Below are 26,426 nucleotides of genomic sequence, written 5' to 3'. Positions count from 1 at the left end.
ACACACCAGCTTCTCGCGCAAGTTCGGCGCGGATCAGCCCGACTTCGCCTCTACCGGCGGAAGCCGGGGCCCTCCCCCGAGGGAGCAGCGGAGCCTCCTCATCCCCTGTGAACCCCACCCCCTTGCCTTGCGAGCTCCGAACACGATCCTGACCTGCCGTCCGCGTCACCCGTGCCTGAATCGTCAACGCCTTCGTCTGGTGAACTGCTGGACGGGCGTGACGGCAGGAGCAGCGCCGGTATCAGTCCAAGGGCGGAGAATCCGGCGAGGACCAGCAAGGCGGGGCTCATCGACGGAGAGGACGTCGCTGTCGTGAGGGTGGAGCCGGCGGAGGCCCCGGCGCCGGCGGCCACGGCGATGCCGAGGGTCGGACCGATGTTCATGGCGGTCTGCTTGAGCCCGCCCACGACCCCCGCGTACCCGGGTGGTGCGTCGCCGACGACGGTTCCGGTGGCGGTGACCATCACGGCGGCGAATCCCGCGCCGAGCACGGCGAAGGCGGCTCCCGTGTACGTCCAGGTGCTCGACGGGCCGAGTCCGGACAGCCCGACGATGCCGGCGACGACGAGAGCCGTGCCGACCGTCGCGCCGGCGCGCGCACCGTACCTGCGCAGTGCGGTGGCGGCCACGGGCGCGCCGAGGACCATGAGCACGGTCAGCGGAAGGACGCGCAGGCCGCATGCGAGCGCGTCGAGGCGGAGTACGTCCTGGAGGTGGAACGTCGCGGTGAAGAGGGTGCCGAACAGGCCGGCGGAGATGACCAGAAGGGTCACCATCGATGCGGTCACCGGCACCGACCGCGCCACCTCGTGCGGCACGGTCGGATGCGCGGTGCGGCGCTCGTGCCACGTGAGCACGGCCGCGAGGGCCGCGGCGCCGACCAGTCCGAGCACGGTCGGCGCCCCGGTCCATCCGCGCTGCGGTACACCGGCCAGCGTGTGGACGAGGAGTGCCAACGCGGCCGCGAGCAGGGTCGCACCGGTGAGGTCGAGGCGTCGCGAGGCGATCCGCTCCGGACTCGGCGGCCGGACGGTGAGGACGAGCGCCGCGATCACGACGGCGACGGGAGCGTTGATCCAGAACACCGCCCGCCAGCCCCCGTACGCGACGAGGACGCCGCCGAGCACCGGGCCCGCGCCCGCGGCCAGCGCGATGGCGCTGGTACGGATGGCGATCGGCCTCCCGATGCGGGACGGCGGGTACGTCAGTCTCAGCAGCGCGAGGGTCGCCGGCTGGAGCAGTGCACCGAACACGCCCTGGATGACGCGCAGGGCGATCACCCATGGGAGGGACGGCGCGAGCGCGATGCCGGCCGACGCGGCACCGAATCCGAGCACGCCGATGAACAGCAGCCGCGCATGCCCGTACCTGTCCCCGAGCCGGCCCGCGATCACGAGAAGGGAAGCCACCGCGAGCAGGTAGCCGGTACTCGTCCACTGGGTCTGCTCCACGCCCGCGCCGAAGTCGCGCTGCAGGCTCGGCTGCGCCACGAGGAGGATCGTGCCGTCGAGCGCGACGAGCATCGCGCCGGCCACACTGACCAGCAGGGCGCGCCAAGACCGTGAACGCGCGGTCATGCGGCCGTGTCCAGGTGCGCGTTCAGTACGGCCGTGAGGAGTGGTTCGAGCAGGTCGTGGTCAGGGGTTCCATCGGGCAGCGAGGCCCCGATGGCGAGCTGGAGACTCCCCCACGCCCACAGTTGCGCGATGCCGTGCAGGTTCGACCACAGGGCGGCAGCCGTCACGGTCGGCGTCGGTACGGCTCCGTGCGTCGGTACGACACCATGCGTCGGTACGGCTCCCTGCGTCGTCCCGGGCCTGTGCGCGGTGTCCGTCTCCGCCTGGCACTGCGCCACGAGCGTGACGACCCGCTCGAAAAGAGGGAGGGTCGCCTTGCGCAGCTGTCGCTCACCGTCGCCGTTCTCCTCGCTGTCGAGCAGATCGTGGCGGAACATCAGCTCGAACATGCCGCGATGCTCCAGCGCGTACCCCACGTAGACCCGCGCGACGGCCCGCAACTGTGCCCGCGGCGGCGCCCCGTCGGCGATCGCGGCCATGAACCGGGCCCCCAGGTCCTCGAAGCCCCGCTGGGCGATCGCCGACAACAAGGCGTGATGCGTGGGGAAGTACCGACGCGGCGCCCCGTGCGAGACACCGGCCCGGCGGGCGATCTCGCGCAACCCGACCGATGCGGAGCCCTCGGTCGTCACGAGATCGACGCCGATGTCGACCAGCCGCTCCCGCAGTGGTTTCTCGTTCTCCATAGACACTGTCTACCAGTCTGGGTAGACAGTGTCTACGGGCGGTGGCGTCGGGAACGGCGCGCGCGCCGCCGCGCAGACTGAGGCGACAAGACGACCTTCAGGGCGGCGGCAACATCGCGCCCAGGGAGAAGCCGCTACCGTCCCTCACGACCTGCGTTCGTGCGCGTCAACGGCCGAGCCTCCGGCGGCGCGTCAGGTCAGCCGGCGGGCCTGCCGGTGTACTGGCCCTGGTCCCGCCGCGCGCTGCTGAGCACTGTCACTCGCAACTCACGGTCGGCGCCGGCAGGCGCGGACATCGTCACGGAGCGACTGCCGACAGCTGTGCGCTCCGTGTCGGGCGCTGCCTTTCCGAAGGGCTCGGCCGGATCGCCGAGCGCTCGGTATCGGCCGGCGGCGAAGGTGCCGATCACGAAAAGTTTCAGTTTGGCGACGGAGGGTATTTCCCGCCCTTGTGGGGCGGCCCTGGGTGGGATGGTCGTCCGGGAGGGCCGCCGGCGTGGGGACGCCGACGGGGAGCGGCCTGGTCGGCTGGGGGTGGACGGTGGTCACGCGCTGGTGGCGATCCGACGGGTCCGTCGGGGGCGGATCCGCGGCGGGCAGGTGGTTAGGGGCGCTGCTGGCGGTCGCCCTGGTCCCCGCCTGTACGGGGTCGAGCGGGGACGGGTCGGGCGGCGGGCCGGGAGGAGCCGACGGCGGGCCGGACACGAAGGCCACCGGTCGGGTGGTGCTGGTGGTCACCGGCACCGGTGAGGCCGACCGTTCGCAGGCCCCACGCTCCGGCGGCGTCCGGGCGGGAACCGACGGACGCGACCTGCGACAGACGGCGTCCGGCGACTCCGCCTACTTCGGAGTGGCAGCCTCCGCGGGGCTCGCGGTGGCCGTGGGCGTCGACCCGAGCGGGCGCGGCACCGTGCTCCGCAGCGCGAACGGGCGTCGGTGGCACGATCCTGTGACGGTCCCCGACCCGCTGGTCGACGTGGCCCACAGCCCGGACGGCACCTGGCTCGCCGTCGGCCGCGCGCGGGACGTGGAGGACTTCGCCGGCGCGATCGTCGTCTACCGGAGCACCGACGGCAGGACCTGGAAGCCGGTGACCCGTCACGAAGCGAACGATGGCCGCTACGGCCACCGGCCCCTCGCGGTGGCCTACGGCGGCGGCCGGTGGTTGATGCTGGTCCACGACTGCGCGGGGGCCAGTCTGTGCGGGGCGCATCTGCTGAGCAGCATCGACCGGGGTGTGTCGTGGACACGGATGCCGGAGGAGGAGGAGCCGCAGGGACGGGACGGCAGCGTGCCGAACGCGCTGCTCGGCCTCGGCCGGACGGCCGGACTCGCCCATGACGGGCGCCGGTTCGCGGTCATCGGCGGACGTGACCAGCGGTCCGGGAGCACGGCCAAGCCCAGCGCCGTGGTCGCGACCAGCGCGGACGGGGTGACCTGGGAGAGGCCCGAGGGTGAGGTGCGCGAGGCGGTGCCGACCGGACTCACCTGGGGCGGCGACACCTGGCTCGCCGTCGACGGCCCGTCGTCCGGACCGGCCAACGCCGCGGCGGGCGCCTCGACCCCGCCGGTCAGCGACGCCGGGCGCGGCGTCTGGGCCGGGACCGACCTCCTGGGCTGGACCAAGCTCGCGACCCTGGACGCACCGGTGCGCGACATCGCCGTACTCGACCCCGACCGAGCACCCGCGCCGACCGGGCGCGCTCCCGCGGAGTCGCTGCGCCTGAGGCCACAGGCACTGGAGTTGATGGCGGACGAACGCACGGTCAAGAAGACCTTCCGGTACGACGCGAGCCCGACCGGGGCGATCGCCGCGCTGACCGCGCTGTACGGTGCCCCCGCCGCGCCCCTGTTCCGGGCGGGCGACGGGATCTGCGTACCGGACCGGACCGAACTGCGCTGGGACGGGATCACCTTGACCGTACCGGGCCGGGAGCCGGGGGCGGCACGCTCCTTCGACGTCCGGCAGGAGGCCGCCGGGGCGACCGAGCAGGACCCGGCACGGCTTCGGACCGTCCAGGGGATCGCCCTGGGCACCACCTGGGAACAGGTCAGAGCCCTGGCCCCCGGCAGCCCGGCCGGCAAGTCCGCTCACGGTGAACTGGTGCTGACGGAGTCCCAGGACGGAGAGAGCGGCGTCCTGGTGCACCTCGCCGAGCGGCGGGTGTCGTGGATCGCCGCACCCGGCGCGCTGGTCGACGTCTGCTGACACCGCCTGTCGCGTACCGCTTCACACGGCGCGGCACCTGACGCAGCACATGACCCCGCAAGAACGAAGGACGGCGGACGGAGGACGCATGAGTCAGCCACCGGGTGCTCACGGGCAGGGTGGTCCGCCCCCGGGAGGGACACCCCCGGGAGGACCACCACAGGGCGTACCACCCCAGGGCGGCGCGCCCTTACCACCGTCCGCGCCACCACCAGCCACGCCACCACCGGTCACACCTCAACCGGCCGTACCACCACCGGCCACGGCGCAACCGGCCGCACCCCAACCACCCCCACCCCAGCCGGCCACAGCGCAGCCGACCTCACAACAACCGGCCACCACGCAGCCGGCCGCCTCGCAGCCGGCCGCGCCGCCGGCGGCCGGTGGCAGAGGTCTGGCGTGGCGGCGCCGATGGATCCGGATGCGTCGGGGCACGCGCAGGCTGCTCGTGGCCGGCGGGTTCGGCGTCGGGTTGATCACCGCGATCGCCACGATCTTCGCCACGCCCTTGGGCAACTGGCTCTCCAAGCCGGAGACGGCCCCGAAGGCGGCCGTGTGGGCGGACGGGTTGGACGAGTGCGCCATGAGCTGGATGGTGCCCGGCTCCTCCGCCGGGCTCAAGGCCCCGGGGGACGAGCCCCTGATCGCCTGGGCCCGTGACCTCGGAGGCGTGCCGGCGGCCAGGGACGAATTCGGCTTCCACGTCCAGGGCACCTCCGAGGCGCAGGTGGTGCTGCGTCAGATCCGGGTGGTGGTGGACAGCCGGGAGGCGCCGGTGAGCGGCACCTGGACCGGCGTCGGCTGCGGCGGACCGAAGGAGATCCGGCACCTCGACATCGACCTCGACGAGCCGTCCCCGAAGGCGAAGGCGGTGGGAGTCGACGCGGACGGCAAGGCGATCGACTTCCCCTACGAGGTCTCGAAGGGGGAGTCCGAGTTGTTCGCGGTGGTGGCCCACGGCGAGCGGAACGACGTCCGGTGGCACCTGGAGATCGACTGGGTCTCGGACGGCAAGACCGGCACGCTGGTGCTCAAGCGTGACGGTCAGCCGTTCCGGCTCACCGGGACGTCCGCCCGGACGGCACGCTGCCTCTGGGGGCCCGACCGGACGACCCTCTCGGAGCGTCTCTCGGTCGGCTGCGAGAGCCGGTGAGAGATTCCGGGCCCGGTCGGGGGGCGAGGCGGCGTGCGCTCACCGCGCTGCTGGCGCTCGTCCTGCTGGCGGCGGCCGGCTGCACGGACGGCACTCGCCCCGCGCCGTCGCCCGGTTCGGGCGCGGACGCCCGTTCCGGCTCCGCCGCCACTGGTGCCGGTACCGCTCCGGTGCTGGAGCGCTACCAGCCCGGCGGGCGCATCGATCTGGTGGAGACCTCGGAGACCGGCGGTCCCGTGGCCGTCGCCGGGGGCGCGCTCTGGTGGCCCGCCCCCGATCACGCGTCGTTCACGGGGCGGCCCCTGTCCTCGTTGCGCGCCATGACCACGATCCCCACGCAGGCCGAGGACGCGGCCGTCCCGAGGGTACGGGTCACGGGCGCGGCCCGCAGTGTCCTCCAGGCGTTCGGCTCGCTCTGGGTCGCGGGGCCTCACGAGGTGCTGCGCCACGACCCGAAGGCCCTGCTCGACAACCCGGGAACGGCGCCGCGGGCGCGGATCCGGCTGAACGAGCGGATCGACGAGCAGTGGGTCTTCGCGGAGCCCATGTTCGCGGCCTTCGGTTCGGTCTGGGTGCTGGCACCCGGGCCGGGTCCCACGGGCTCCCCCGACCGCCTGGGCGTGCGGCTGGTACGGATCGACCCGGTGCGCGGCACCGTGCTGTCCGACCTTCCGGTCGGGCTCCGGTCGGACCGCCCTGTCGCCCTGGCCGCCGGCCCGGACCGGGTCTACGCGGTGACGGCCGGTGCGGTGACCGCCGTCGATCCGGCGCGGGGCAAGGTGGCGCGTGTCCGACGGACCGAGGACCTCGGGCACGGTGCCGCCGTCATCGACTCCGGCACGCTGGTGGACGGAGCCCTGCTGCTCCAGGTGGGAGAGCGGCACGCGACGGTCCTCCTCACGCTGGATCCGGTGGCGCTGACCGTACGCAGCCGGGCCCCGTCGGTTTACGCCGGCCGGACCAGCTTCGTGCTGGAGCAGCTGATCCCCCATCAGGACGAGGCCTGGGCCGCGCTGACGTACGGCCTGGTCCGCATCGGCCTCCAGGGAGCCGGTCCACCCGGACACGGGTCCGCGGTGGTGGACGACCTCGTGCCGCAGGACGGCCTCCCCTGGATCTGTCCCTCGACGCCTTCGGCCGACCACCTGATGCTCGACGGCGAGGTGTTGTGGGCGAGCGGGGCTGAGGGGATCTGGGCGATCAGGACGGACGCGCTCCCGATGCTGCACGCGCCCGCACCCGAGTACACCGCGCGAGCCTGCCCGCCTGAACACTACTGATCCCGGCAGGGGTCGGAGAGGAGAGGAACGACATGACGACCACTCGGGCCGCGCTGGCGCGGACAGCCCTGCTGGCCGCGATGCTGCTGACGGCCACCACCGGCTGCAACGGGAGCGGCACCACCCCGGAGCCACCGCCCGCCTCGGAGCCCGCGGGGAGCGCGGACGGAGCGAATGCGGGTGCGGATGCGGATGCCGGTACGGGCGGGGACGGGGGCGCGGACACCGGTACGGGCGGGGACGGGGGTACGGATGGGGGTACGGACGCCGGTACGGGTGCGGACGGCGGTACGGGTGAGGGGGTGGACGCCGGTACGGGTACGGAAGGGGATGACACGGGAGGGGTCCGCTGGTCGGGAGGGGTCCGGCTGGACGTCGACACCTACCAGGACCTGGACGACCAGCCGTCCGGAGGTCGCGGATCCGCCTCGTCGGGTGAGCCGGAGGCGGACCTGCGGGTACAGCTCCGCCGGCTCACCTTCAAGCCCGGCGCGGGAGCCTCGAGTTGGCCGGGACCTCCGGAGCGTCCCGCTCGAAGTACCTGCTCGGCCCTGCTCCAGCCCCTGTCGACCCAGGAGACCGTCCCGCTGCCGGACGGGACGGTCTGGTGCTTCCGTACCGTTCAAGGACGTTACGGATTCTTGCAGGTGAAGCGGGTGGATCTGCATGCCCTCACCGTCGATGTGACGGTCTGGGAGGGCACTTCGGGCTGAGGAACGACACCGGCCGCCGGCCGGACGCCACTGGTGCGGTCGGGCGCCCCGCCGAGCAGGCGCAAGGCGGTGGTGTTGTCCCTCACCATCGGGGGTTCGGTGAGGGACCTCGTCTCGGAGTGGGGGGCGGTCAGGCGGGCATGGCCATCAGCAGCAGGGGCGCAGTCGTGGGCTGGGGAGATCCTCCGGCGGGTTCGAGGGTGAGGCCGACGGCGCCTGCGTCGGCGGGGTTGCCGGTGAGGATCACGGTGCCGTCGTGGTCGATCAGTCCGGCCGGCCTCATCGCGCCGTCGTGGTCGAGCCACAGTTGGTAGGTCTTCCCCGCTCCCGGTGCGGGCAGGTCGGCGGCGGTGAAGACGGCCTTGTTCTGCCCGTCCGACGCGACGACGGTGGTCAGGGCCCCGTTCGCGGCCTTGCCGTGGACGGTGCGGGCGTCCGGGGCCGCGAGTACGGCGCCGACCGCGTCGAGCTGCTGCTGGGCCTGACGCGCCTGCTCGGCGAGTTCCTGCCCGTTCCGCGTCTGCCACACCGCGACTCCGCCCAGGGCGACCGCGGCCACGCTCGCGGCCAGAGCCAGAGGGAGGGCCTTCCGGCGCAGGATGCCACGGAGGGTGGGCGCCGTGTGGGGGGCGGTGGGAACACGCGGGGGGAGCTGGCGTACGCCGTCGATGGCGGCCATCACCTGTGCCTTGGCCGCTGCCGGGGGCGGCTGGGAGACGGCGGCGGCGAGACGTGCCGTCGTGGCCGCGAACTCGATGGCCTCCTGCCGGCATGCGTCGCACGTCCGCAGGTGGGTGTCGAAGTCCTCGCGCTCGGCGTCGTCGAGGGCGCCGAGGGCGTAGGCGGCGGCGAGGCTGTGGGCGTCGGTGGTGTGGTGGTTCACGTGGTCACCCCCATGCAGTCGCGGAGCCGGATGAGCCCGTCGCGCATGCGTGTCTTGATGGTGGGAAGAGGCGTGCGCAGGGCTTCGGCGACTTCACGGTAGGTCAGACCCTGGTAGTACGCCAGGGTCACGGCCTGGCGCTGCAGTTCGGTCAGACCGCGCAGACAGCGGCGTACCTGTTCTGACTCCAGGCGGGTCTCGACCTGTTCGGTGACGTCGTCGTACGCGGTGGCGTGCTCGCGGGCCGCCTGAGCGTGCTCGCGGTCTGCCGCCGCCTGGGCGGAGCGGACACGGTCCACGGCCCGGCGGTGGGCGATGGTGGCCGCCCACGTCCTGACGGATCCGGCGTCGCTGCGGTACCGGGCGGCCTGACGCCACAGGTCGATCATGACCTCCTGAGCGACCTCCTCGGACTGGGCCCGGTCGCGTACGACTTTGACCACGATGCCGAAGACCAGGGGGGCGAGGGCGTCGTACAGGGCGGAGAACGCCTGCTTGTCGCCTCGGGCGACCTGGCTCATGACGTCGGTGAGGTCATGCCCCTCCGCGTCGGCGGGACGGCCGCCGCTGAAGCGAATCGGTTGGTTCACCTCCGACGCTCCGCCCATGGGCAGAACGCGCAGGGGCGGCCTGGGGCGGCCGTCGGTGGGCGGGGCGTCCATCGCATGCCGCTCCTCGTGTCGTCGATCTTGCAGGGCGGTACGCGCCGGGGAGGCGTCCGGTCCTGGAGACCTGTGCGTGTGTCATCTGTTCTTCGGAGCGGACGGGCGTGCGGATGGGGTGGACTCTTGATCATTTGCTCTCTCGCACGTGCTCCACCTCTTCGAGGGGCGCGCGAGGCCCGGTCGAGCCTCTGGGAGAGCGGTCCCGAAGGCTGCGTACGGGGTCGGCCGGGGGCCGCCCGGGGCCGGTCCGGGGCTGTCCGAGGCCGTCCGGGGCCGTCCGGCGCCGAGAGTGTACGAGGGAGGGCGGGGACCCGGCGGGCGGTGCGGTCATGCTCGCCGGGGGGCGGTGGCGTCGCCGACGCGAGGGCACAGGGGAAGGCCGCGTCATCACTGGGCACGGGCTCGGGCGACCTCCTGGCGGTCGCCGCCACGCCCTGACGGCAACACGAACGAGCGGCTCACTCATTCGAGGGACAGACCCATCCGTCGGGCGAGCGCTGCCGAATGCCAGGTGTGAGCAGCTTCAGCAAACCCGTCCGCGCCGCCTTCGGCGCGTCGGCCGGGCTCCTGGCGTCCACGGCGCCGGCCGTGGCCGGGCTGAGGGCCGGACCGGTGCGCCGTGCGGCGGGGCCGGTGACGGTACCGGCACCTGGCGGCAGTGGTCCTTCCGCCGGAACGCCACGCCCGGCGGACACGGCATCGCCGTCCGCGCCACCGACAGCACGGCGGGGTCCGGACCGAGCGGCGCGCTCGGCTCCTTCGCGAGGGAGCGAGCGGCCGGTACACCTCTTCGTCACCGTCACCCGGACTACCGGACAGCCGCACCCCCGAGCAGCCGGACCACCGGACGGCCGGACCACCGGGCAGCCGAAGGCCGCACCGGACCCACCGGACCCACCGGACCGCACAACCACCTGAACGATCACACGCACAAACGCCCTTCGAGGAGTCCCCGATCATGAACGACATGAAGATCCGCCGCACCGCAGTCGCCGTCGTCGCAGCAGCCCTGCTGCCGCTCTCCCTGACCGCGTGCTCGGACTCCGACGGCGGTACCGAGGCCGCCCCGTCGAGCGCGGCGGGCAACGAGGCGGAGACCGGCGCGACGCCCACCGAGGACGCGATGACCGACGACCAGCCGTTCGGCCCGGCCTGCGCCGGCGTGCCGAAGGAGGGCGCGGGCTCCTTCGACGGCATGGCCAAGGACCCGGTCGCCACCGCCGCGTCGAACAACCCGGCCCTGTCGACCCTGGTCACCGCGGTCAAGCAGGCCGGCCTCGTCGACACCCTCAACAACGCGGAGAACATCACCGTGTTCGCGCCGACCAACGACGCCTTCGCCAAGATCCCGAAGGCCGACCTCGACAAGGTCCTCGCCGACAAGGCCACCCTCACCAAGATTCTCACCTACCACGTGGTCGGCCAGAAGCTCACCCCGAAGCAGCTGGAGAACGGCAGCTTCGAGACCCTCCAGAAGGGCACGGTCACCACCAAGGGCTCGGGCGAGGACTACACCGTCAACGACACCGCCAAGGTCGTCTGCGGCAACGTCAAGACCGCCAACGCCAATGTGTACATCGTCGACACCGTCCTGATGCCCAAGTAGCCCGCGGCGACAGCCTGAACGGCCACGGGCCGGTGACCCCGCACCCTTCCCAGAAGGGCCGGGGCGACCGCCCCGTGGCGTGCCGCCGGACGCGTCCGGCGGGCGACGAACACGTCGAGTCACCCGAGAACGAGCCGATTCACATGCCGACCGGCCGCGGGCCGGGGGCCTCACCCGTGGGCTCCGGGCCGAGGTGGTCGGTGTCGGCCGGACCTCGGGGCAGGATGCGCTCCAGCCACTTCGGAAGCCACCAGTTGGCCTCGCCGAGGAGGGTCATGGTCGCCGGTACCAGCACCATGCGTACGACCGTCGCGTCGAGGAAGATCGCGGTGGCCAGACCGAGTCCGAACATCTTGGCGGAAGGGTCGTCGGCGACGGCGAAGGACAGGAAGACCGCCACCATGATGAGGGCGGCCGAGGTGATGATCCGGGCGGTGCCCGAGACGCCCTCGACGATCGCTGTGGCGTTGTCGCCGGTGCGCAGGTACTCCTCGCGTACGCGGGAGAGGAGGAACACCTCGTAGTCCATGGACAGGCCGAACAGGATGGCGAAGAGGAACATCGGGATGAACGACACGATCGGAACCGTCGCCGCCAGCCCGATGAGCGCGCCGCCCCAGCCCCACTGGAAGACCGCGACCATGATGCCGTAGGCCGCGCCGATGCTCAGCAGATTCAGCAGTACCGCCTTGAGCGGTACGAGCACCGAGCGGAAGACCAGCATCAGCAGCAGGAACGACATCGCCAGCACGGCGGCGACGAACAGCGGCAGGCGTTCGCTGGTGCGTCGGCCCACATCGGACAGGCTCGCGGCGGCACCGCCGACATGAGCCCTGGCCGGGCCGGTCCCGATCGCCGCGGGCAGCACGTCGGTACGCAGCCGGGCGATGGTGTCTGCCGTGGCTTCGTCCTGGGGGCTGGTCGTCGGGAACACCACGAGGGTCCCGATGCCCGTGGTCCCCTCGACGCGCGCCGGCGTCACGGACGCGATGCCCGGATCCGCCGTGACCCTTGCGGCGATGCGGTCCAGCACTCCCGGATCACCGTGGGGGTCAGCGGCGATGACGAGGGGGCCGTTGACGCCCGGGCCGAACCCCTCGGCGACGAGGTCGTGGGCCCGGCGTTCGGTGCGGTCGTGGGGCAGTGAGCCGTCGTCGGGCAGGCCGACGCGCAGGCCGAGCACGGGCAGCGTCGCGATCAGCAGCAGGGCCGCCGCGCCGATCGCGTACGCCACGGGGTGCCGGCCGACGTGCCCGATCCAGCGCCGCCAGCCGACGGCGGGAGCGGCGCCCGGCCCCGTGTCCCTCTGCCGCGCGGGGAGGTCCGACTGCCTGGTCCGCGGCGCCCGCCCGATCCAGCCGATCCGGCCCACCCGACCGATCCGGCCGATCCGGCCGACCTGACCGATCCGACCGCCCCGGCCGATCCGGTCGATGTGGTCGATCCGGCCAATCCGGCCAATCCGGCGGGCTTGGGCCAGGCGCGGGCCCGCTGCTCCGAGGAAGGCCGGGAGCAGCGTCACCGACGCGAGCATCATCGTGAGGACGACGATCGAGACGGCGAGCCCGCCCACCGTCATGAACGGCACGTTCGCGACCGCCAGGCCGAGGATCGACACGACGACGACACCGCCGGCGAAGACCACGGGCCTCCCCGCCGTGGCCACCGCTCGCCCCGCCGCCTCGTGCGGATCGAGCCCGCGCGCGAGGTACTCCCGGTGCCGGGCGAGCACGAACAGCGCGTAGTCGACGCCCACTCCGAGCCCGACCATGCTGCCCAGGACGGGGGCGAAGGCCGGGACGTCCGTCACCCCCGCCAGCAGCCTCATCGTGGCGACTCCGATGGTCAGCCCGAAGACCGCCATCCCGATCGGCAGCGCGGCGGCGACGAGCGAACCGAACGCCAGGAAGAGGATCGCGGCCGCGGCGAGGAGACCGATCAGCTCGCTCACTCCGCCGTCGGGGTCGGAGAAGGCGTAGAAGAGGTCTCCGCCCATCTCGATACGCAGCGGCAGCTCGGCGCGCAGCCGGTCCCCGAGTTCGACCAGGGCGTCGAGGTCCTCGGCCGACAGCCGGCTCTGGTCGGGGTACTGCACCCGGACGACCGCGATCCGCCCGTCGGCCGAGAGGAGGCCGCCGCGCACGGCGGTGTCCCGGCCCAGGTCGAGCGCTCCCGCCGGGTCGCCCGTGCCGAGCACGTGCGGCAGCCGCGCCAGGTCGGTCTGAAGCCGCGTGAGTGCGGCGCGCGCGCCGCCGTGCCGGAAGAACGTCGCGTCGTCGTCGACGGGGGTGACGACCACTTGGGCGGTCATCCCCGCCTGGCCGGTGCCTGCCCGCTCGATCAGTTCCGCGGCCCGCTGGGAGTCCAGTCCCGGTGCGGTCATCGAGTCCGTGGTCCGCCCGCCGAAGGCGACGGCGGCGAGGACGGCGAGCGTGGCGGCGATCAGCCATCCCGCGATCACCCGCCAGGGACGGCGGGCGGCGCCTGCCCCCAGGCGCGACAGGGCTTTCGAGAGCATCGGGTCCTCCAACCAGCATGCCGGCCGTCCTTGTGCGGCCGTCGAGCCGAGGCTCGTCGCCACGGCCCTCCCGGGCATCGGCCCGGGGGCCGCGGATCCGTCGGCCCCGGGGAGGAGTGACGACCCGTCCTTTCGGCCGATGCGCGGTACGCGGTGGTCCCTAGGCTGGGACCGTGCTCCGAGACGACCTGCGAACCCTGTGGACCGAACCCCGGCCGTCCGACGCGCCCGTCCGGGTGCGGCGGGACTGGGCGCTGCTCGCCGCGGGCCTTGCCGGTGTGGCATCGGAGGCCGCCCTGCGCGAGAACGTCATGTGGCGGCCGGTGGCGGTGCTGTTCGCCGTGTGGCTGTGCGTGCTGCCCCTGTGGCGCCGGACCCGTCCGCTGGAGATGGTGGCCCTGGGCTTCGGCTCGGTGGTCCTGCTTCAGGTGGGCTCGCTCGTCGCCGCGTCGCGCGAGCCCGTCGGCCTGCACACCGGCGCGGTCGTGCTCGTGCTGGTGTACGCGCTGACCAGGTGGGGGTCGGGACGCGAGATCGTGCTGGGCGGCGCGGTGATCCTCGCGGCCGGGGCGCTGTGTTCCGTCACGGACGAGGCGCCGCTCGCCGAGAACGTCGTGGGCCTCGTCTTCCTGCTGCTGCCCGGGGTGGTCGGGGTCGCCGTGCGGTTCTGGGTGACGGCTCGCGAGCGGCAGTGGGAGCAGGTGCGCTCCCGCGAGCGCGAGCGGCTCGCCCGGGAACTGCACGACACGGTGGCCCACCACGTCTCCGCCATGGTGATCATCGCCCAGGCGGGCCGGGTGCTCGCGGGCACCGACCCGTCCGCCGCCGTCGAGGCGCTGGAGGGAGTCGAGGAGGAGGGGGCGCGCACGCTGGAGGAGATGCGTGCCATGGTCGCCGCGCTGCGCGACCGCGGGCTCGGCGCCGAGCTGGCGCCGCCTGCCGGTGTCGCGGATCTGGAGCGCCTGGTGCGCACCCCGGGTGGCCGCCTCAGGGTCGACCTGGGGCTCGACGGCCCACTGGACGCGCTGCCCCCGGCCGTGGACGCGGCGGTCTACCGGATCGTGCAGGAGTCGGTGACCAACGCGCTGCGCCACGCGGTCGACGCGACCGAGCTCGTCGTTCGGGTCGCCGCGGAGCCGCACACGGTACGGGTGAGCGTGCGCGACGACGGCCGGCGTACCGGCCGGGTCCGCGACGGGTACGGGATCGCCGGGCTGCGCGAGCGCGCGACCCTGCTGGGCGGCACCCTGCGAGCCGGCCCGGATGCCGACCGGGGCTGGCGTGTCGAAGCCGAACTGCCGAGAGCGAGGAGCGGGAACCGTGTCCATTCGCGTCCTCGTCGCTGACGACCAGACGATCATCCGCACCGGGTTGCGGATCATGCTGAACGCCCAGCCCGGAATCGAGGTCGTCGGCGAGGCGGCCGACGGACGGGAGGCGGTTCGCCTGGCCCGCGAACTGCGCCCCGACGTCTGCCTGTTCGACATCCGCATGCCCCTGCTCGACGGCCTCCAGGCCACCCGGCTGGTCACCGGCCCGGACGTCGCCGACCCGCCGGCCGTGGTCGTCATCACCACGTTCGACCTCGACGAGTACGTCTACGGCGCGCTGCGTGCCGGCGCGCGCGGCTTCCTCCTCAAGGACACGGGCCCGGATCTGCTGGCCCAGGCCGTACGCTCAGCGTCCGGCGGTGAGGCGCTCATCGCGCCCAGCGTCACCGTCCGCCTGCTCCAGGCCTTCGCGGAGCTGCCCGCCGGCCGGCCCGTGGCCCAGCCGGTCTCCCCCATCACCGCCCGCGAGGAGCAGGTGCTCCTCGCCGTCGCCCGCGGGCTGACGAACACCGAGATAGCCGACGCGCTGCACATCAGCCTCAGCACGGTGAAGACGCACCTGGCCAGCCTGATGGCCAAACTCGGCGCCCGCAACCGGGTCGAGATCGCGATGTGGGCGTACGAGACGCGCCGCGTCCTCCCCGGCACGTGAGCCGGTCGCCGAGTGCGCGGTGGCGGGCGGCGGACCGGGGCTCCGTGACGCGCCCGGTACGTCCGCCCACCATCGCGCCGTGGTTCCTCTCGCCGCTCTGGTCCTGGCCGGCTCCGGTCGACCGGACCACGGTGCTCGCGGCGTCGCACACGTCGATGTCGATACCCATCCCCGTGTCGTCCCGTCGGGACCGGGCGCCGGACGCCACCGCCTCCCGGGCGAGCGACAGAACGCGCTCGCGGGAACCCAGCACAGCCGGGGGCCAAGGATCGTCGCTGTAGGCGTCGATCTGCGCGGAATCGATGCGGGCGCGCAGCACCCTCAGCGCTTCACGGTGAACGAGCGCCACGTCCGAGGGGCTCAATCCGGCGATGAGTACGAGTGCGCGGTCCACGCCGCCGTGCTGATCGCTCACGACCATGCCCCTTCCACACGTGCGCCTGATGCTCGTCCGCCAGAGGCGCACCACCCGCCCCCAGGTCCCCTGTGCTCTCACGTCCCCGCTTTCACTGTTTCTCGTCCAGACGGATGGCACGCCGCAGCTCATCGGCTGCTTCATGACTCGTGCCCTCGCGCTGCTCCAGCAGCGCCGCGGCAATCGCGTCCAGCTTGCGCTGCACGGCGTGCGTGTCGCGTTGTTCGGCGTTCTTCAGCAGGGCGAGCAGCAGGAGGTTGAGCGATGCCATGACGTCTCCGGCGAAGATCAGCCAGGACAGGGGCGGGTGCACGAAGTGCAAGGCGATCGTGCCGAGGACCAGGAGCACGCAGAGGACGTAGAAGAGCGGGGAGCTGGTGATGTTGGAGGCCCGGTCCGAGAACCGCGCGAACCTGTCGTGTCCGGCACCGCCCCGCTCGGCGGGATGATCAATGGTCATGGGCGCCATGTTCCCTCAAACCCCTCCGCTCCCCCACCCTCAGGACCGCGCCCCGGCACAACCGAGACCGAGAAGTCCCGACAGCTTCCTTCAGCGGATAGCCGTCCGCATGCCGGCACACGGACCGAAGTCACCCGTCCGTCTGCTCTGCGCAGGCAGGACCCGACGTGGACTCGTCGGCCTCGGGGAGTTTGGGGATGATCGCCCGCTCCAGGCCCGTCATGGTACGCAGGAACGCGTCTTCCGAATCCACCCCGTAGAGCCTGGAGAGGACGATCACCGGACAGCGGCAGTTCGTCAGAGCTGAGCGGGGGGAGCACACGGTGGACGGACCCAACGGCAGCGGAAACAGCGGCCAGGGCGTCCGGCGGTTGCGCCGAGGTGGAACTGGAAGGTCTCGCCCACGCGACAGGCGCGCCGATACGCTCGGTGTGTCCGCGCGGCCGACCGCAGCCGGACCGGCCGAGGCGGCCGCGCACCGAGAGCTGGGGAGCACACGGTGGACTGGCTGCTGACCGACGGCGAGGGGGTCCTGGTTCTCTGGTGGCTGGTCTTCGCCGGGTGCAACGTCCTGCGTGGCGCGTACTGCCTCGTCCGGGACCGAGGCCGACAGCGGACGGTACGGGCCATGACCGCCGAAGGCGTGGACCCGGTCCGCGCGGCATGTCTGACCGGGGGCGTGCGGGACGCGGCGGAGGCCGCGGTGTTCGTCCTGGCCGCCGACGGAGCGCTCCGGATCGCCGACGACGGCGGCTTGCGGCTCGCGTCCCGCCGCAGAGGGCCGCGTGACCCGATCCTGGCGGCGTTCCTCCGGGGCATGGAGGGCGCCACCGATGTGAAGGTGCACCAGATCCCCGACCATCCTCGGTTCGAGGAGTTCCGCGCGCTCCTGCTGGAGCAAGAGCTGCGCATGAAGCTGGTGATGACGGCCGGTTCGAGCAGACCCCTGATCACGGCCTTCGCTGCCATGTCGGCCTGCGCCCTGGGCCTTCACGTACTGACGGTCGAGCCGTCCGTGCCGTTCGAGGCGGACGGGCGGCCGGAAGCCTGGATCTTCTGGGGACTGATCGACTGGACCGCCATGGCCCTGGTGTCGTTCCTGTGGCCCCCGGACGGCAGAAGGCGCTGGCCGGAACTCGACGCGCACTGCCGAGAGCAGGTGGAACGCGCACGTACGGCAGTGCCGGAGCGCACCCGCCACGCCGTGACGGCCTCGAAGCACCCGCCGCCGGCCCCTGAGGTCCGACGGTCAGGCGACCGCCCGAACAGATCCTGGGCTGACGACATCGGCATCGATACGTGCGGCGGCTGCGGGGGCGGCGAGTGACTCCACCCTGAACCCCGCTCTCGTCAGGGAGCCATCGGCGGCCGAGGGTTCACCGCCCGCGCAGACTCGCCGCGAGCACGCCCTGCCGTCCCCGCATCTGCGGGGACGGCAGGGCGTCAGGCGCGCCCACCGCTCGTCGACGGGCGCACGCTCCTGCGTGTGGTCGTGTGGTCACCGCGTCCGGTAGGCGGTGGCCAGCACGGAGACGGTGACCCGATCGGGCAGGGTGGCGCCGTCGCTCAGGTCCGCCTGACTCACATGGCGCGCACTCGGGGTCATGGCCACCAGGTCGAGCACCTCCCGCCTGGACAGGGTCGCCGAGTACTCGACCTGCTCGGTGACGACGGCCTCGAACAAGGGGGGTGAGCGCGCGGTGCAGGCGCTGTTCCTTGGCCGGGTCGATCGTGACCATCGCAGGTACTCGGCCCCGCAGCTCGGCCAGGTGCCGAGCGGTGGGCCGGACCACGATCAGCCGGCCGGCCGGGCTCAGTACGCGGTGGAACTCGGCCGGGTTGCGCGGGGCGAACACGTCCAGCACGACATCGGCCGACCCGTCGGCCAGCGGGAAGGGACGGAAGACGTCCCAGGCCACCGCGGCGGCCCGGTCGTGGGCACGGGCTGCCAGACGCAGGGCGCGCACCGAGGTGTCCAGCCCCAGGCCTCGGGCGCCAGGCAGACGGTCGAGTACGCCGGCCAGGTAGTAGCCCGTGCCGCACCCCACCTCCACCACCGTGGCCCGCTCAGCCACGGCGTCGGCCGCCAGGCGGGCCCCGACTTCGCGGATGGGCGCGTAGGAGCCGGTGGACAGGAACCGGTCCCGGGCCTGGACCATGGCCGCGTCGTCACCACTGGTGGCGCGGATGCCCGTCAGCAGGCCGGCGTAGCCGTGACGGGCGATGTCGAAGGTATGGCCCCTCGGACAACGGAGTGCAGCGTGGTCGGCGTACAGGCGGCGCGTATGGCACACCGGGCACCGCAACAGGTCGAGGGCCAGATCGAGGGCAGGGGGGAACGGCACGGGCACGGGGCACTCCTGGCGAAGGTGAAGGGTGAAGGGAAGGGAGCGTGCCTGCGCGCCGGGAGCCTCACTGCCTCAGAAGACACCGGCAGAGGGGACGTGATGCATGCGACGTCAGGCACAGCAAGGCGGGCGACGCCGCCCGGCGTCGCCCTCAGCGCCTTCCGATCACAGGAAGCAGCAGTGCGGGGTGCTCATGAATGCCACGTCGTCAGTCTACGAACACGGCGCCGGCACTTCATGCCCGTGGAGCGCTCGGCCGCACGCGGTTCTCCCTCGGCAGGCCCGATCAGTCCCGCGAGGAGCACTCAGGATCCCGGCGGCCATCCGTGCGCGGAGTTCTCAGATTCCAGCCAAATTGGTTGAACGGCAACGAAGTTGAGCGATTCATGTTTCTTCTGGGTTCTTGTGGGACTGTTCGTCGTCGGCTCCGCGTCGCTGTTAGCTTCTCGTCCGGAGCGAGACACGCTCCAGAACAGGGAGACGAAACAAGAATGAAGAGATCCTTCGTACGTCTGACTTTCGCCTTCGTAGCAGTGCTCGGTATGACGGGCCTGGGCGGCGCGGCGACCGCCACCGCGAGCCCGGCGCCCCTGACGACCGAGTACTTCACCGGCTTCGGCACCGGGTCGAGCGCGTGGACGGCTGAGAACTCGGCCCACAACGACGCTTACACCAAGGCGTCGTTCGCCGGCTACGCCCGGTACACGTGCTTCCCGTCCGGTATCCCGTACACGCGGCAGATCAGCCAGTTCATGTACTGGTCCAATGCGACGGTCCGGTGCACGAAGTGATCACCAGGCCTTGAGTTCCTGACCTCCCGGCCGGTCGATCGCCTGGTTCGTCTCGGTCAGCGGTGAGCGGTGAGCTCTCGGCCCGATAGGACCGGCTTCCGTGCGGGCGGCTCTCGCGCAGACGGGTCTGACCAACCCCCTGCTCCTCACGTCCGAGGGCGCACGACACACTCTGGGTCGTCTCCTGCCGCCCCACCCGAACAGAGGGTGGGGCGGCAAGGGGACGCCTGCTCCTCCCGGCTCTTCCCGAGGAGGCGTGTGCCCTGGGCTCAGCAGTACCTCGGTGGACCATCCTGTCGGCGGAAAGGCGCCCTGCGCCGGCCCGAGCCTCCCCACAGTCGCACGCGCAGAGTGGATCGCGCGCAGTCCACCGCCCGGATCCCGTGCCGTGGCGAGGTCGGACTGGCATCACGCTCGCGTCAGGGCGAGCCGCGCTGGAGCGGCGGTGAGCATCGGCGGGACGCGGAACTGGGGCCGCCTCGAAGGGCCGGGGCTCCGCACGCCCGGAGGTGTCCTGCGGTGGCTTCGGAACAGATTGCCACGTCCCGGCCGATGTGCCGGTCGCGAGCGGTCGACACATCGCCGCCGCCACCCCCGCCGAGTCGATGGTCGAGTTCGTAGCGATCCCCCACCCGCTTCCCCCGCACCGCTGTCCTCTCACGTGCATAGCGCCGGTCCCGATGCCCCACTCTGTTCGCGTATGGGCTTCCCGACTTCGAGATCGTGAGTCCCGCCTGGGGCTCGCGGGGGCGCCGGCCCCTTAACAACACATCGCACGACAGCAGTTGAGTGGGCGGCAGTATCCAGGCGATTCACAGGCCTGATCTACCCAGGCCTCCTGCGCCGACGGATCCCGAACGCATCCGTGCTCGGGTCGGGGCGAGGCGACGACGGGCGGCTTCGGGCGGACGGCCGCCCCGCACCCGGAAGGGGGTACGGGGCGGGGCGGCCGCGGAACCACGGGCCGGCGACCGGGGGAAAGGCCGCGAGCGGGTGGCCGAGTGCAGTCCCATGCGCTCGTCCCGCCGCCTACCCCCGCATCGCGCACCTACACACTCTGTCCCGACCGGGCCGCCGTCCTCGGCCTCCGGGCTGCCCCTCCCGGGCCTCGTACCCCACCGAGGCCGAGGCCCTTCGGTTCCGGGACGTGCGCTCGTCCCGGAACAGAACCCCTGACCCCGTTGTCGATGACGTCGGCGTACTTGAGCCGCTGGTCTGCCCCTCGATGCGTGGAGGACGGACGGCCGGTCGTTCGTCGAGGGTGCTGGGGATCTCTGCCATGCCCGTCCCCGAAGTGCAAGGGTCCGACACCCGTGTACGGCGTGAGCGCGCACTCGACGCGCTCCTCCTTCCGGGCGATCCGCCACGGTCCGCCGTATCCCGGTCTGCTCCCCGGAAGGGCCGCGGGCCGCTGAGGACCCGGACCGGTCGGGGACGCCTGTACAGACGCGGTCCGGTCCACGCACCGAACCCGGAGTCGTTCCGGGGCCGCGGTGTCCTCCGGTTGCCGCTCCAGCCAACGGACGGACTGCTCCTGCGCCGCCCCGAACGGGCCGTCCGCCCCTTCACGTGCTCGGCCGCCTCCCTCACCGACCTCCACTGCCCGCGCCCGGCGCCCCGCATCGGCGTCCAGCACAGGTGTCAGCCGTCTCCGGCACGAGGGTTCCGACGACCGCAGCACACCGGGGACGGGCGGGGGCCTCTGGTGGGCGGGCGCGCGAGGACTCGATCTGCTCTAGGCGGTGTCGGGGGTGGGGAGGAGGCCGCAGAGGTGGTTGCCGGGGTCGGTGGGGGTGTCGCTGGTCCAGAACTGGATCCACAGGGAGGTGAATTCGGGACGGTCCAGGTAGCCGTCGCCGTCGCCGTCCAGGCGCGCGAAGACGCCCGTGGTGTCGATGGGGCGGCCGTGCCAGGTGTCGACGAGGGTCTGGTGTTCGGTCGGCGAGATGCGGCCGTCGCCGTTGGTGTCGACGGCGTCGAAGACGGTCTCGGCGGTGGCGGCGACGGCGTCGGTCATGGTGGGCAGGAGGTCGACCATGACGAGGAGTTCTTCGAGGTCGATCCTGCCGTCGTGGTCGGTGTCGACGTGGGCGGCCAGGTGGTCCCACCAGCCGAGCATGACGTTCTGCACGCGGGTGGCGAGTTCGGACCCTGGACGGACGCGGGGCAGGGTGTTCCAGCGGGCGGCGAGGGCCTGGAAGTCCCGCTGGTCGAGGTAGCCGTTGGCGTCGGCGTCGAAGGCGTCGAACATGCTGAGGAGCTTGGTGCGCTGGAAGGTGCTCGCCATGATCCGGATCGGCCCTTTCGGTGGGGTGGTTCGGGTCGATCCTGCCCGGGAACGGGCGGGTGCAGGCGGCGGGCGGAGGTGCGCGGGGGCGCGCGAGGTGCACGCACGCGCCGGGGGCGGCTGGGACAGGAGGGCTGAGACAGGAGTCGGCGCGAGGTGGTGCGGTGCGAACGAGGGGCGGGAAGGAGCATGGGCGGCGGGGCGCGCGGGGCGGTGGCCGTGATGGTCGGCGCCTACGTTGGTGAGCGCCGAGTCGGTCCGGTGCTTTCGGTGGATACGGCGACGGCGTCGTCGGCCTGAGAACCGCCCCGCAGCCGCCCCGACGTCGGGCGCGGATCCGGGGGCCGGCACGGATTCGGGGGCCGGCACGGATTCGTACGAACCCGTGCCGGGGTCCTCGTGACGCGTCAGTCCGTCAGTCCGTCGTCGCGTATCGGCTGGCCGGGCGGGGCAGGCCCAGGTGGCCGCGCAGCGTGGTGGAGGTGTACTCCGTGCGGAAGACGCCGCGTCGCTGAAGCTCCGGGACCAGGCCCCGGGTGATCGCTGTGAGGTCGTGCGGGAGGGTCGCTGGGCGGAGGCGGAAGCCGTCCAGGCCGGCGGAGCGCCAGTCGAGCAGCAGGTCGGCCAGTTCGGCGGGGGTGCCGGCGAAGATCTCGGCGTCTGAGGCGAGCGGGGACCCGGCCGCCTCGTCCAGGCGTGTCTTGCGGCGAGCCGCCGCCCCCGGTTCGTCGTCCAGGAGGACGACGAGGTCCGCGAAGGTCCGCAGCGGGCGGTGCGTCAGGTCCCGCCCGGTGCGCTCCGCGGCCTCGGCGAGCTGGGTGAGGATCGCCGAGGTACCGGCGCGGTCGTGCGGGGTGACGGCGACGACGTCCGAGCTGAGCGCCGCGAACTCGTACGGGGTGGTGGCGTGCGCGAGGCTCACCACCAGCGGCTGTCCCTGGGGGCTGCGCGGGGTGATCGACGGGCCCTTCACACTGAAGGTGCTGCCGTGGAAGTCGACGGGGTGAACCTTGTCGCGGTCGATGAAGCGGCCGTTCGCCGCGTCCCGTATCTCCGCGTCGTCCTCCCAGCTGTCCCAGAGTCGCCGCGCCGCCTCCACCACTTCGGCGCCCTCCGCGAAGAGGGCGCGCAGCGGCCTGGAGATGGACTCCGGGTCGGTCACGTCGGCCTCGGTGAGCGTCGGTGTGGTCCGGCGGCCGAAGTGGGCGGTGTCCGCCGCGCGGGTCGAGATCTGCGGTCGCCAGCCGGCGCGCCCCCGGCTCGCGTGGTCGAGGGTCGCGATGCCGATGGCCAGGTGAAACGGTTCGGTGTGGGTGACGTTGGTGGTGGGGACCAGGCCGATGTGTGTGGTGAGCGGAGCGAGGTGGGCGGCGAGCAGCACCGCGTCGATGCTGCCCCGGACCTGGTCGGTGCGGTTGTCGGGGACGTGGAAGGCGGCGGACTGGAGGCCCAAGGCGTCTTCGAAGGTGACGAAGTCGAGCAGGCCGTGCTCCGCCTCCGCGACCAGATCGGCCCAGTAGGCGGCGTCGAGCAACTCGCTGGGCCGTGCACCCTCCTCGCGCCAGGCCGCGGGGTGCCAGCCCGCGCCGTCGAGCGCCACGGCCAGGTGCAGCAGGGGTCCCGCCTCGGCCTGGCTCCCCGGTGTGCTCGGGATCTCCTGCGTGTCTGTGGAGTAGGGGGTGCCGGTCGGTGCGTCGGTCGACGCGGCCGTGGCGGTCTCGCTCGTGCCGGTCATGCGGAGGTCTCCTTGCCGTTGTGCCCGCTGTGCACGCTGTGCCCGTCGATGCCGTCGATGCCTTCGCGCAGACGCTGTCCCGGGCCGCCCCACCCGGCCGGCCGGGGTGCGGCGGACAGGCCGAGGTGGTCCCGGAGTGTGCTGCCGGTGTACTCGTCGCGGTGGACGCCCTTCTCCTGGAGGATCGGCACGACGTGGTCCACGAAGTCGTCCAGGCCGCCCGGGGTGAGGTGAGGGACGAGGACGAAGCCGTCGGCGCCCTCCGTCTGCACGTAGTCGTCGAGGGCGTCCGCGACCGTCCGCGGGCTTCCGACGAACGTCTGCCGTCCACCGACCTCGATGACCAGCTCGCGGATGGAGAGGTTCCGCTCCTGGGCGAGCCTGCGCCACTGCCGGGCCGTCTCCGCCCGGCCCTTGCGGAACACGGAGTGCCCCTTCAGGAAATGGGCGTCGTCCTCGGGCTCGATGTCGGGCAGTGGGCCGTCCGGGTCGTAGGCGGACAGGTCGCGGCCCCAGACCGCCTCCAGGTGCGCGATCGCGGTCTGCGGGCTGACCAGGTCCCGGCTGATCTCCTCCGCGTACGCGGCGGCCTCGGCGTCGGTGTCCGCGACGACCACGCCGGCCGTGGGGAGGATCAGGAGGTCGTCGGGACGTCGGCCGTACGCGGCCAGGCGCCGCTTCACGTCCCGGTAGAACTCCCGGGCCGCATCGATCCGGTTGTGCTTGCTGAAGACGACCTCGGCGTCGGACGCGGCGAACTCCCGCCCCGCGTCGGACTCACCGGACTGGATGATCACGGGGTGGCCCTGCGGGCCGGGGGGAGTCGTGAAGCGGCCGGAGATGTCGAAGTGCCTCCCCCGGTGTGCGAAGCGGCCGGCGCCGGGGGCTATGAACTCCCCCGTGTCCGCGTCGGCCTTCAGGTCGTCGCCCGACCAGCTGTCCCACAGCTTCCGCGCCGCGGTGAGAAACTCGGCGGCCCGTGTGTAGCGGTCGGCCTCGGGGAGGAACCCGCCCCGGCGGAAGTTCTCGCCGGTGAAGGCGTCGTAGCTGGTGACCACGTTCCACGCGGCACGGCCGCCGCTGAGCCGGTCCAGGGTGGCGAACCGGCGGGCCACCTCGTACGGCTCGTTGAAGGTGGCGTTGACCGTGGCGGCGAGGCCCAGATGGGTGGTGACGGCGGCCAGGGCGCTCAGCACGGTGAGGTTCTCCGGGCGTCCCGCGATGTCCAGGTCGTAGACCTGTCCCTTGTGCTCGCGCAGCCGCAGCCCTTCGGCCAGGAAGAAGAAGTCGAACTTGCCTCGTTCGACGGTCTGGGCGAGCCGGATGAAGGAGTCGATGGATATCTGGCTCTCGGAGCGCGGGTCCGACCAGACGGTCACATTGTGGATCCCGGGCAGCTGGGCCGCGAGATGCACCTGCTTCCTGGCGGTGGCGGGCATGGGGCGGTCTCCTCCTGCGAAGTCCGGCGGCGGGACGGTGAGCGGGCCTCGGGACGGGAGCGAGGCGTGCGCGTGGGCGTGAACGGTGAGGGGCGGAAGGGGTGACCTGATCCCCTTCCGAGCCTGCCTGCGGAGGGCGGCTCCTGCCCAGCCCGACCGGACCTGCTTCACGAGGTGTTCATGGCCCGGAGACAGGCGTCGCCTCCGGAATCCTGGATGCCGCGGCGACGGCCGGCATGGCGGACAGGCAGGGAGGACACGGCTGACCACCTGCGCCGTGAGCGCCTTCGGACAGGGCTATGGGGAGGTCGGCGTCGACACTCACCCAGCACCCCGGCGACCCTCTCCGCCCCTGCGACCCTGCGACCCGTCGCCGTTCCCGCCCCCGCCTCCCGTACCGGACGGGTCGCCAGCTCGGCAGGTATCCGGCCGCCCGTCCCCTCTCGCCTGCCACAAGGTCCGCCGGTTTCGCCCCGGCGCTGTCCCGGCCCGAGGCGAAGTTCCTCCGCCCCGCCCGGGTGCTCGGCGACCGGGCCGCCTCCAGCCCCCGGGCGGGAGGCGGTCCGGTCGGGCGTCCACGACGACGGAGGGTCAGGCTTCGCTGTCGCCCTCGTCGCCCTCGTCGTCGCCCTCGTCCTCGAAGAAGTCGCCGACCTCGTCGACGACTTCGGCGGCGACGAAGCCGACGGCGAGCCCGGCGGCGCCCGCGGCAACGGCGGTGCCCACGCCGGGGCCGGAGCGGTGCGCGTCGTGGTCGCCGTGGAAGTGGTGACCGCCGTGGGCGTCGGCGTGTCCGTGAGGTGCGGAGACGCCGTGGTGGCCCTGGGCGGCGGGCAACTCGCGGATCCAGGCGTCGACGACGGCGTTCCAGTCACGCTGGGCCACGTCGTCGTGGCTGACGACGTGGCGGTTGAGGACGTCGCGGCCGGAGGAGAGGAACCCCCCGGGCCGGTCGGCCTCCAGGACGACTTCCATGCCGCCGGGGCCCGCCAGGAAGGTGACCTCCAGCTCCCGCATGACCTGCGCGTACTGCGGGGCGGGGACGAGTTCGATCTCCTGGTAGAACGGCAGTTGCTGGCCGGCACCGCGGATGTGCCCGTACTCCAGGTCTGCGGACTTGAAGCCGAAGCCGAGCCGGCCGAAGGCTTCGAGGACCGCCTCCTGGACGGGCAGCGGGGTGACGGCGACCGGGTCGAGGTCGCCCTTGTCCTTCGCCCCGGCCAGGGCGAGTTCCGTGCGGATGCCGAGCACGATGCCCAGGTCCTGCCCGTACAGCTCGGTGATCGGTGTCTCCCACGGAAGCGCCACCGTGAACGGTACGCTGCGCCGCTCGCCGGCCGCGAGGCTGAAGCCGCCGGCGACGGTGAACGTGCCGAAGGGCGCCACGCCCTCGGTCTCGCCGTCCTCGTGCTCGGCCTCCACCCGGGCCACCAGCTCCAGGGTGATCCGCTCGATGTCGAAGTCGGCACCTCCGCCCTTCAGGTGCACCTGGCCGGTCAGACCGTCGCCGGGCCGGACCGGGCCCGGGTCGAGGACCGTGTCCACGGTGGGGCCGCCCACCCCGAGGGAACCGAGCAACTTCTTGAACACCATCGCGGCGTTCACTCCTTCATGTACGGGATCAGCCGGCGCGGCGCCACAGGTCCCTCTGTTCGAGGTCACCGACGGCACCGCGCGG

Annotated in this window: 20 protein-coding genes and 1 pseudogene; 9 read left to right on the top strand and 12 right to left on the bottom strand. The window is 72.6% G+C overall.

What is annotated here, in order from left to right; genetic code table 11:
* Nucleotides 1-98: 98 nt before the first annotated feature.
* Both ACF1BN_RS32085 and ACF1BN_RS32080 read right to left on the bottom strand, forming a co-directional pair.
* The gene (locus tag ACF1BN_RS32085; protein ID WP_392335092.1) at nt 99-1,577 is read right to left on the bottom strand and encodes an MFS transporter; all 1,479 of its coding nucleotides are present in this window, start codon (nt 1,575-1,577) and stop codon (nt 99-101) included.
* Nucleotides 1,574-2,263 (bottom strand): TetR/AcrR family transcriptional regulator, encoded by a 690-nt coding sequence (locus tag ACF1BN_RS32080; protein ID WP_392335091.1) that lies wholly within the window; start codon nt 2,261-2,263, stop codon nt 1,574-1,576. The genes ACF1BN_RS32085 and ACF1BN_RS32080 overlap by 4 nt, the downstream gene beginning before the upstream one ends.
* 496 nt (nt 2,264-2,759) lie before the next feature.
* Here ACF1BN_RS32080 and ACF1BN_RS32075 point away from each other — a divergent pair, with 496 nt between their 5' ends.
* The 4 genes from ACF1BN_RS32075 (at nt 2,760) to ACF1BN_RS32060 (ending at nt 7,618) form a co-directional block, all read left to right on the top strand.
* Nucleotides 2,760-4,472 (top strand): hypothetical protein, encoded by a 1,713-nt coding sequence (locus tag ACF1BN_RS32075; RefSeq protein ID WP_392335090.1) that lies wholly within the window; start codon nt 2,760-2,762, stop codon nt 4,470-4,472.
* A 421-nt stretch (nt 4,473-4,893) separates the two neighbouring features.
* A complete protein-coding gene (locus ACF1BN_RS32070; protein ID WP_392335089.1) occupies nt 4,894-5,625 on the top strand; it encodes a hypothetical protein in 732 nt (243 codons plus the stop codon).
* Nucleotides 5,622-6,905 (top strand): hypothetical protein, encoded by a 1,284-nt coding sequence (locus tag ACF1BN_RS32065; protein ID WP_392335088.1) that lies wholly within the window; start codon nt 5,622-5,624, stop codon nt 6,903-6,905. Before ACF1BN_RS32070 ends, ACF1BN_RS32065 begins: the two co-directional genes overlap by 4 nt.
* A gap of 32 nt (nt 6,906-6,937) precedes the next feature.
* Nucleotides 6,938-7,618: a hypothetical protein gene (locus tag ACF1BN_RS32060; RefSeq protein ID WP_392335087.1), complete on the top strand. Its 681-nt coding sequence runs from the start codon at nt 6,938-6,940 to the stop codon at nt 7,616-7,618.
* A gap of 130 nt (nt 7,619-7,748) precedes the next feature.
* On the opposite strand, the gene ACF1BN_RS32055 is transcribed toward ACF1BN_RS32060, so the two are convergent.
* Both ACF1BN_RS32055 and sigK read right to left on the bottom strand, forming a co-directional pair.
* The gene (locus ACF1BN_RS32055) at nt 7,749-8,501 is read right to left on the bottom strand and encodes an anti-sigma factor (protein ID WP_392335086.1); all 753 of its coding nucleotides are present in this window, start codon (nt 8,499-8,501) and stop codon (nt 7,749-7,751) included.
* Nucleotides 8,498-9,091, bottom strand: a complete 594-nt coding sequence (sigK, locus tag ACF1BN_RS32050) for an ECF RNA polymerase sigma factor SigK (protein ID WP_392335085.1) — start codon at nt 9,089-9,091, stop codon at nt 8,498-8,500. The genes ACF1BN_RS32055 and sigK overlap by 4 nt, the downstream gene beginning before the upstream one ends.
* Before the next feature lie 1,033 nt (nt 9,092-10,124).
* Here sigK and ACF1BN_RS32045 point away from each other — a divergent pair.
* On the top strand, nt 10,125-10,772 hold the full coding sequence (locus ACF1BN_RS32045) for a fasciclin domain-containing protein (RefSeq protein WP_392335084.1): 648 nt from the start codon (nt 10,125-10,127) through the stop codon (nt 10,770-10,772).
* A 139-nt stretch (nt 10,773-10,911) separates the two neighbouring features.
* On the opposite strand, the gene ACF1BN_RS32040 is transcribed toward ACF1BN_RS32045, so the two are convergent.
* Complete coding sequence (locus tag ACF1BN_RS32040) at nt 10,912-13,290, bottom strand: MMPL family transporter (protein ID WP_392335083.1); 2,379 nt, start codon at nt 13,288-13,290, stop codon at nt 10,912-10,914.
* A gap of 173 nt (nt 13,291-13,463) precedes the next feature.
* Between ACF1BN_RS32040 and ACF1BN_RS32035 the strand changes: the two genes are divergently transcribed.
* Both ACF1BN_RS32035 and ACF1BN_RS32030 read left to right on the top strand, forming a co-directional pair.
* Nucleotides 13,464-14,636: a sensor histidine kinase gene (locus ACF1BN_RS32035; protein ID WP_392335082.1), complete on the top strand. Its 1,173-nt coding sequence runs from the start codon at nt 13,464-13,466 to the stop codon at nt 14,634-14,636.
* Complete coding sequence (locus ACF1BN_RS32030) at nt 14,611-15,273, top strand: response regulator (protein ID WP_392335081.1); 663 nt, start codon at nt 14,611-14,613, stop codon at nt 15,271-15,273. The genes ACF1BN_RS32035 and ACF1BN_RS32030 overlap by 26 nt, the downstream gene beginning before the upstream one ends.
* Before the next feature lie 506 nt (nt 15,274-15,779).
* Here the strand turns inward: ACF1BN_RS32030 and ACF1BN_RS32025 are convergent.
* Nucleotides 15,780-16,148 (bottom strand): hypothetical protein, encoded by a 369-nt coding sequence (locus tag ACF1BN_RS32025; RefSeq protein WP_392335080.1) that lies wholly within the window; start codon nt 16,146-16,148, stop codon nt 15,780-15,782.
* 130 nt (nt 16,149-16,278) lie between these two features.
* Nucleotides 16,279-16,401, bottom strand: coding sequence for a hypothetical protein (locus tag ACF1BN_RS32020; protein WP_392335079.1), 123 nt, complete (start codon nt 16,399-16,401; stop codon nt 16,279-16,281).
* 246 nt (nt 16,402-16,647) lie between these two features.
* Between ACF1BN_RS32020 and ACF1BN_RS32015 the strand changes: the two genes are divergently transcribed.
* Nucleotides 16,648-17,475, top strand: coding sequence for a hypothetical protein (locus ACF1BN_RS32015; RefSeq protein ID WP_392335078.1), 828 nt, complete (start codon nt 16,648-16,650; stop codon nt 17,473-17,475).
* Nucleotides 17,476-17,646: 171 nt separating this feature from the next.
* Here the strand turns inward: ACF1BN_RS32015 and ACF1BN_RS32010 are convergent.
* Nucleotides 17,647-18,499: pseudogene (locus tag ACF1BN_RS32010) on the bottom strand (putative RNA methyltransferase).
* A gap of 488 nt (nt 18,500-18,987) precedes the next feature.
* On the opposite strand from ACF1BN_RS32010, the gene ACF1BN_RS32005 reads away from it, so the two are divergent.
* Complete coding sequence (locus tag ACF1BN_RS32005) at nt 18,988-19,287, top strand: hypothetical protein (protein ID WP_392335077.1); 300 nt, start codon at nt 18,988-18,990, stop codon at nt 19,285-19,287.
* Between the two features lie 1,735 nt (nt 19,288-21,022).
* Here the strand turns inward: ACF1BN_RS32005 and ACF1BN_RS32000 are convergent.
* From ACF1BN_RS32000 to ACF1BN_RS31985, 4 genes are all read right to left on the bottom strand, one after another.
* A complete protein-coding gene (locus tag ACF1BN_RS32000; protein WP_392335076.1) occupies nt 21,023-21,574 on the bottom strand; it encodes an EF-hand domain-containing protein in 552 nt (183 codons plus the stop codon).
* Between the two features lie 415 nt (nt 21,575-21,989).
* Nucleotides 21,990-23,309 (bottom strand): LLM class flavin-dependent oxidoreductase, encoded by a 1,320-nt coding sequence (locus ACF1BN_RS31995; protein WP_392335075.1) that lies wholly within the window; start codon nt 23,307-23,309, stop codon nt 21,990-21,992.
* Nucleotides 23,306-24,748 (bottom strand): NtaA/DmoA family FMN-dependent monooxygenase, encoded by a 1,443-nt coding sequence (locus tag ACF1BN_RS31990; RefSeq protein ID WP_392335074.1) that lies wholly within the window; start codon nt 24,746-24,748, stop codon nt 23,306-23,308. The genes ACF1BN_RS31995 and ACF1BN_RS31990 overlap by 4 nt, the downstream gene beginning before the upstream one ends.
* Before the next feature lie 591 nt (nt 24,749-25,339).
* Entirely contained in the window at nt 25,340-26,341 is a 1,002-nt protein-coding gene (locus ACF1BN_RS31985) for a sporulation protein (RefSeq protein ID WP_392335073.1), read from the bottom strand.
* Nucleotides 26,342-26,426: the final 85 nt, after the last annotated feature.

The organism is Streptomyces sp. NPDC014861 (assembly GCF_043081625.1).
Taxonomy (GTDB): domain Bacteria; phylum Actinomycetota; class Actinomycetes; order Streptomycetales; family Streptomycetaceae; genus Streptomyces.
This window is presented reverse-complemented; position numbering and strand designations above follow the sequence as displayed.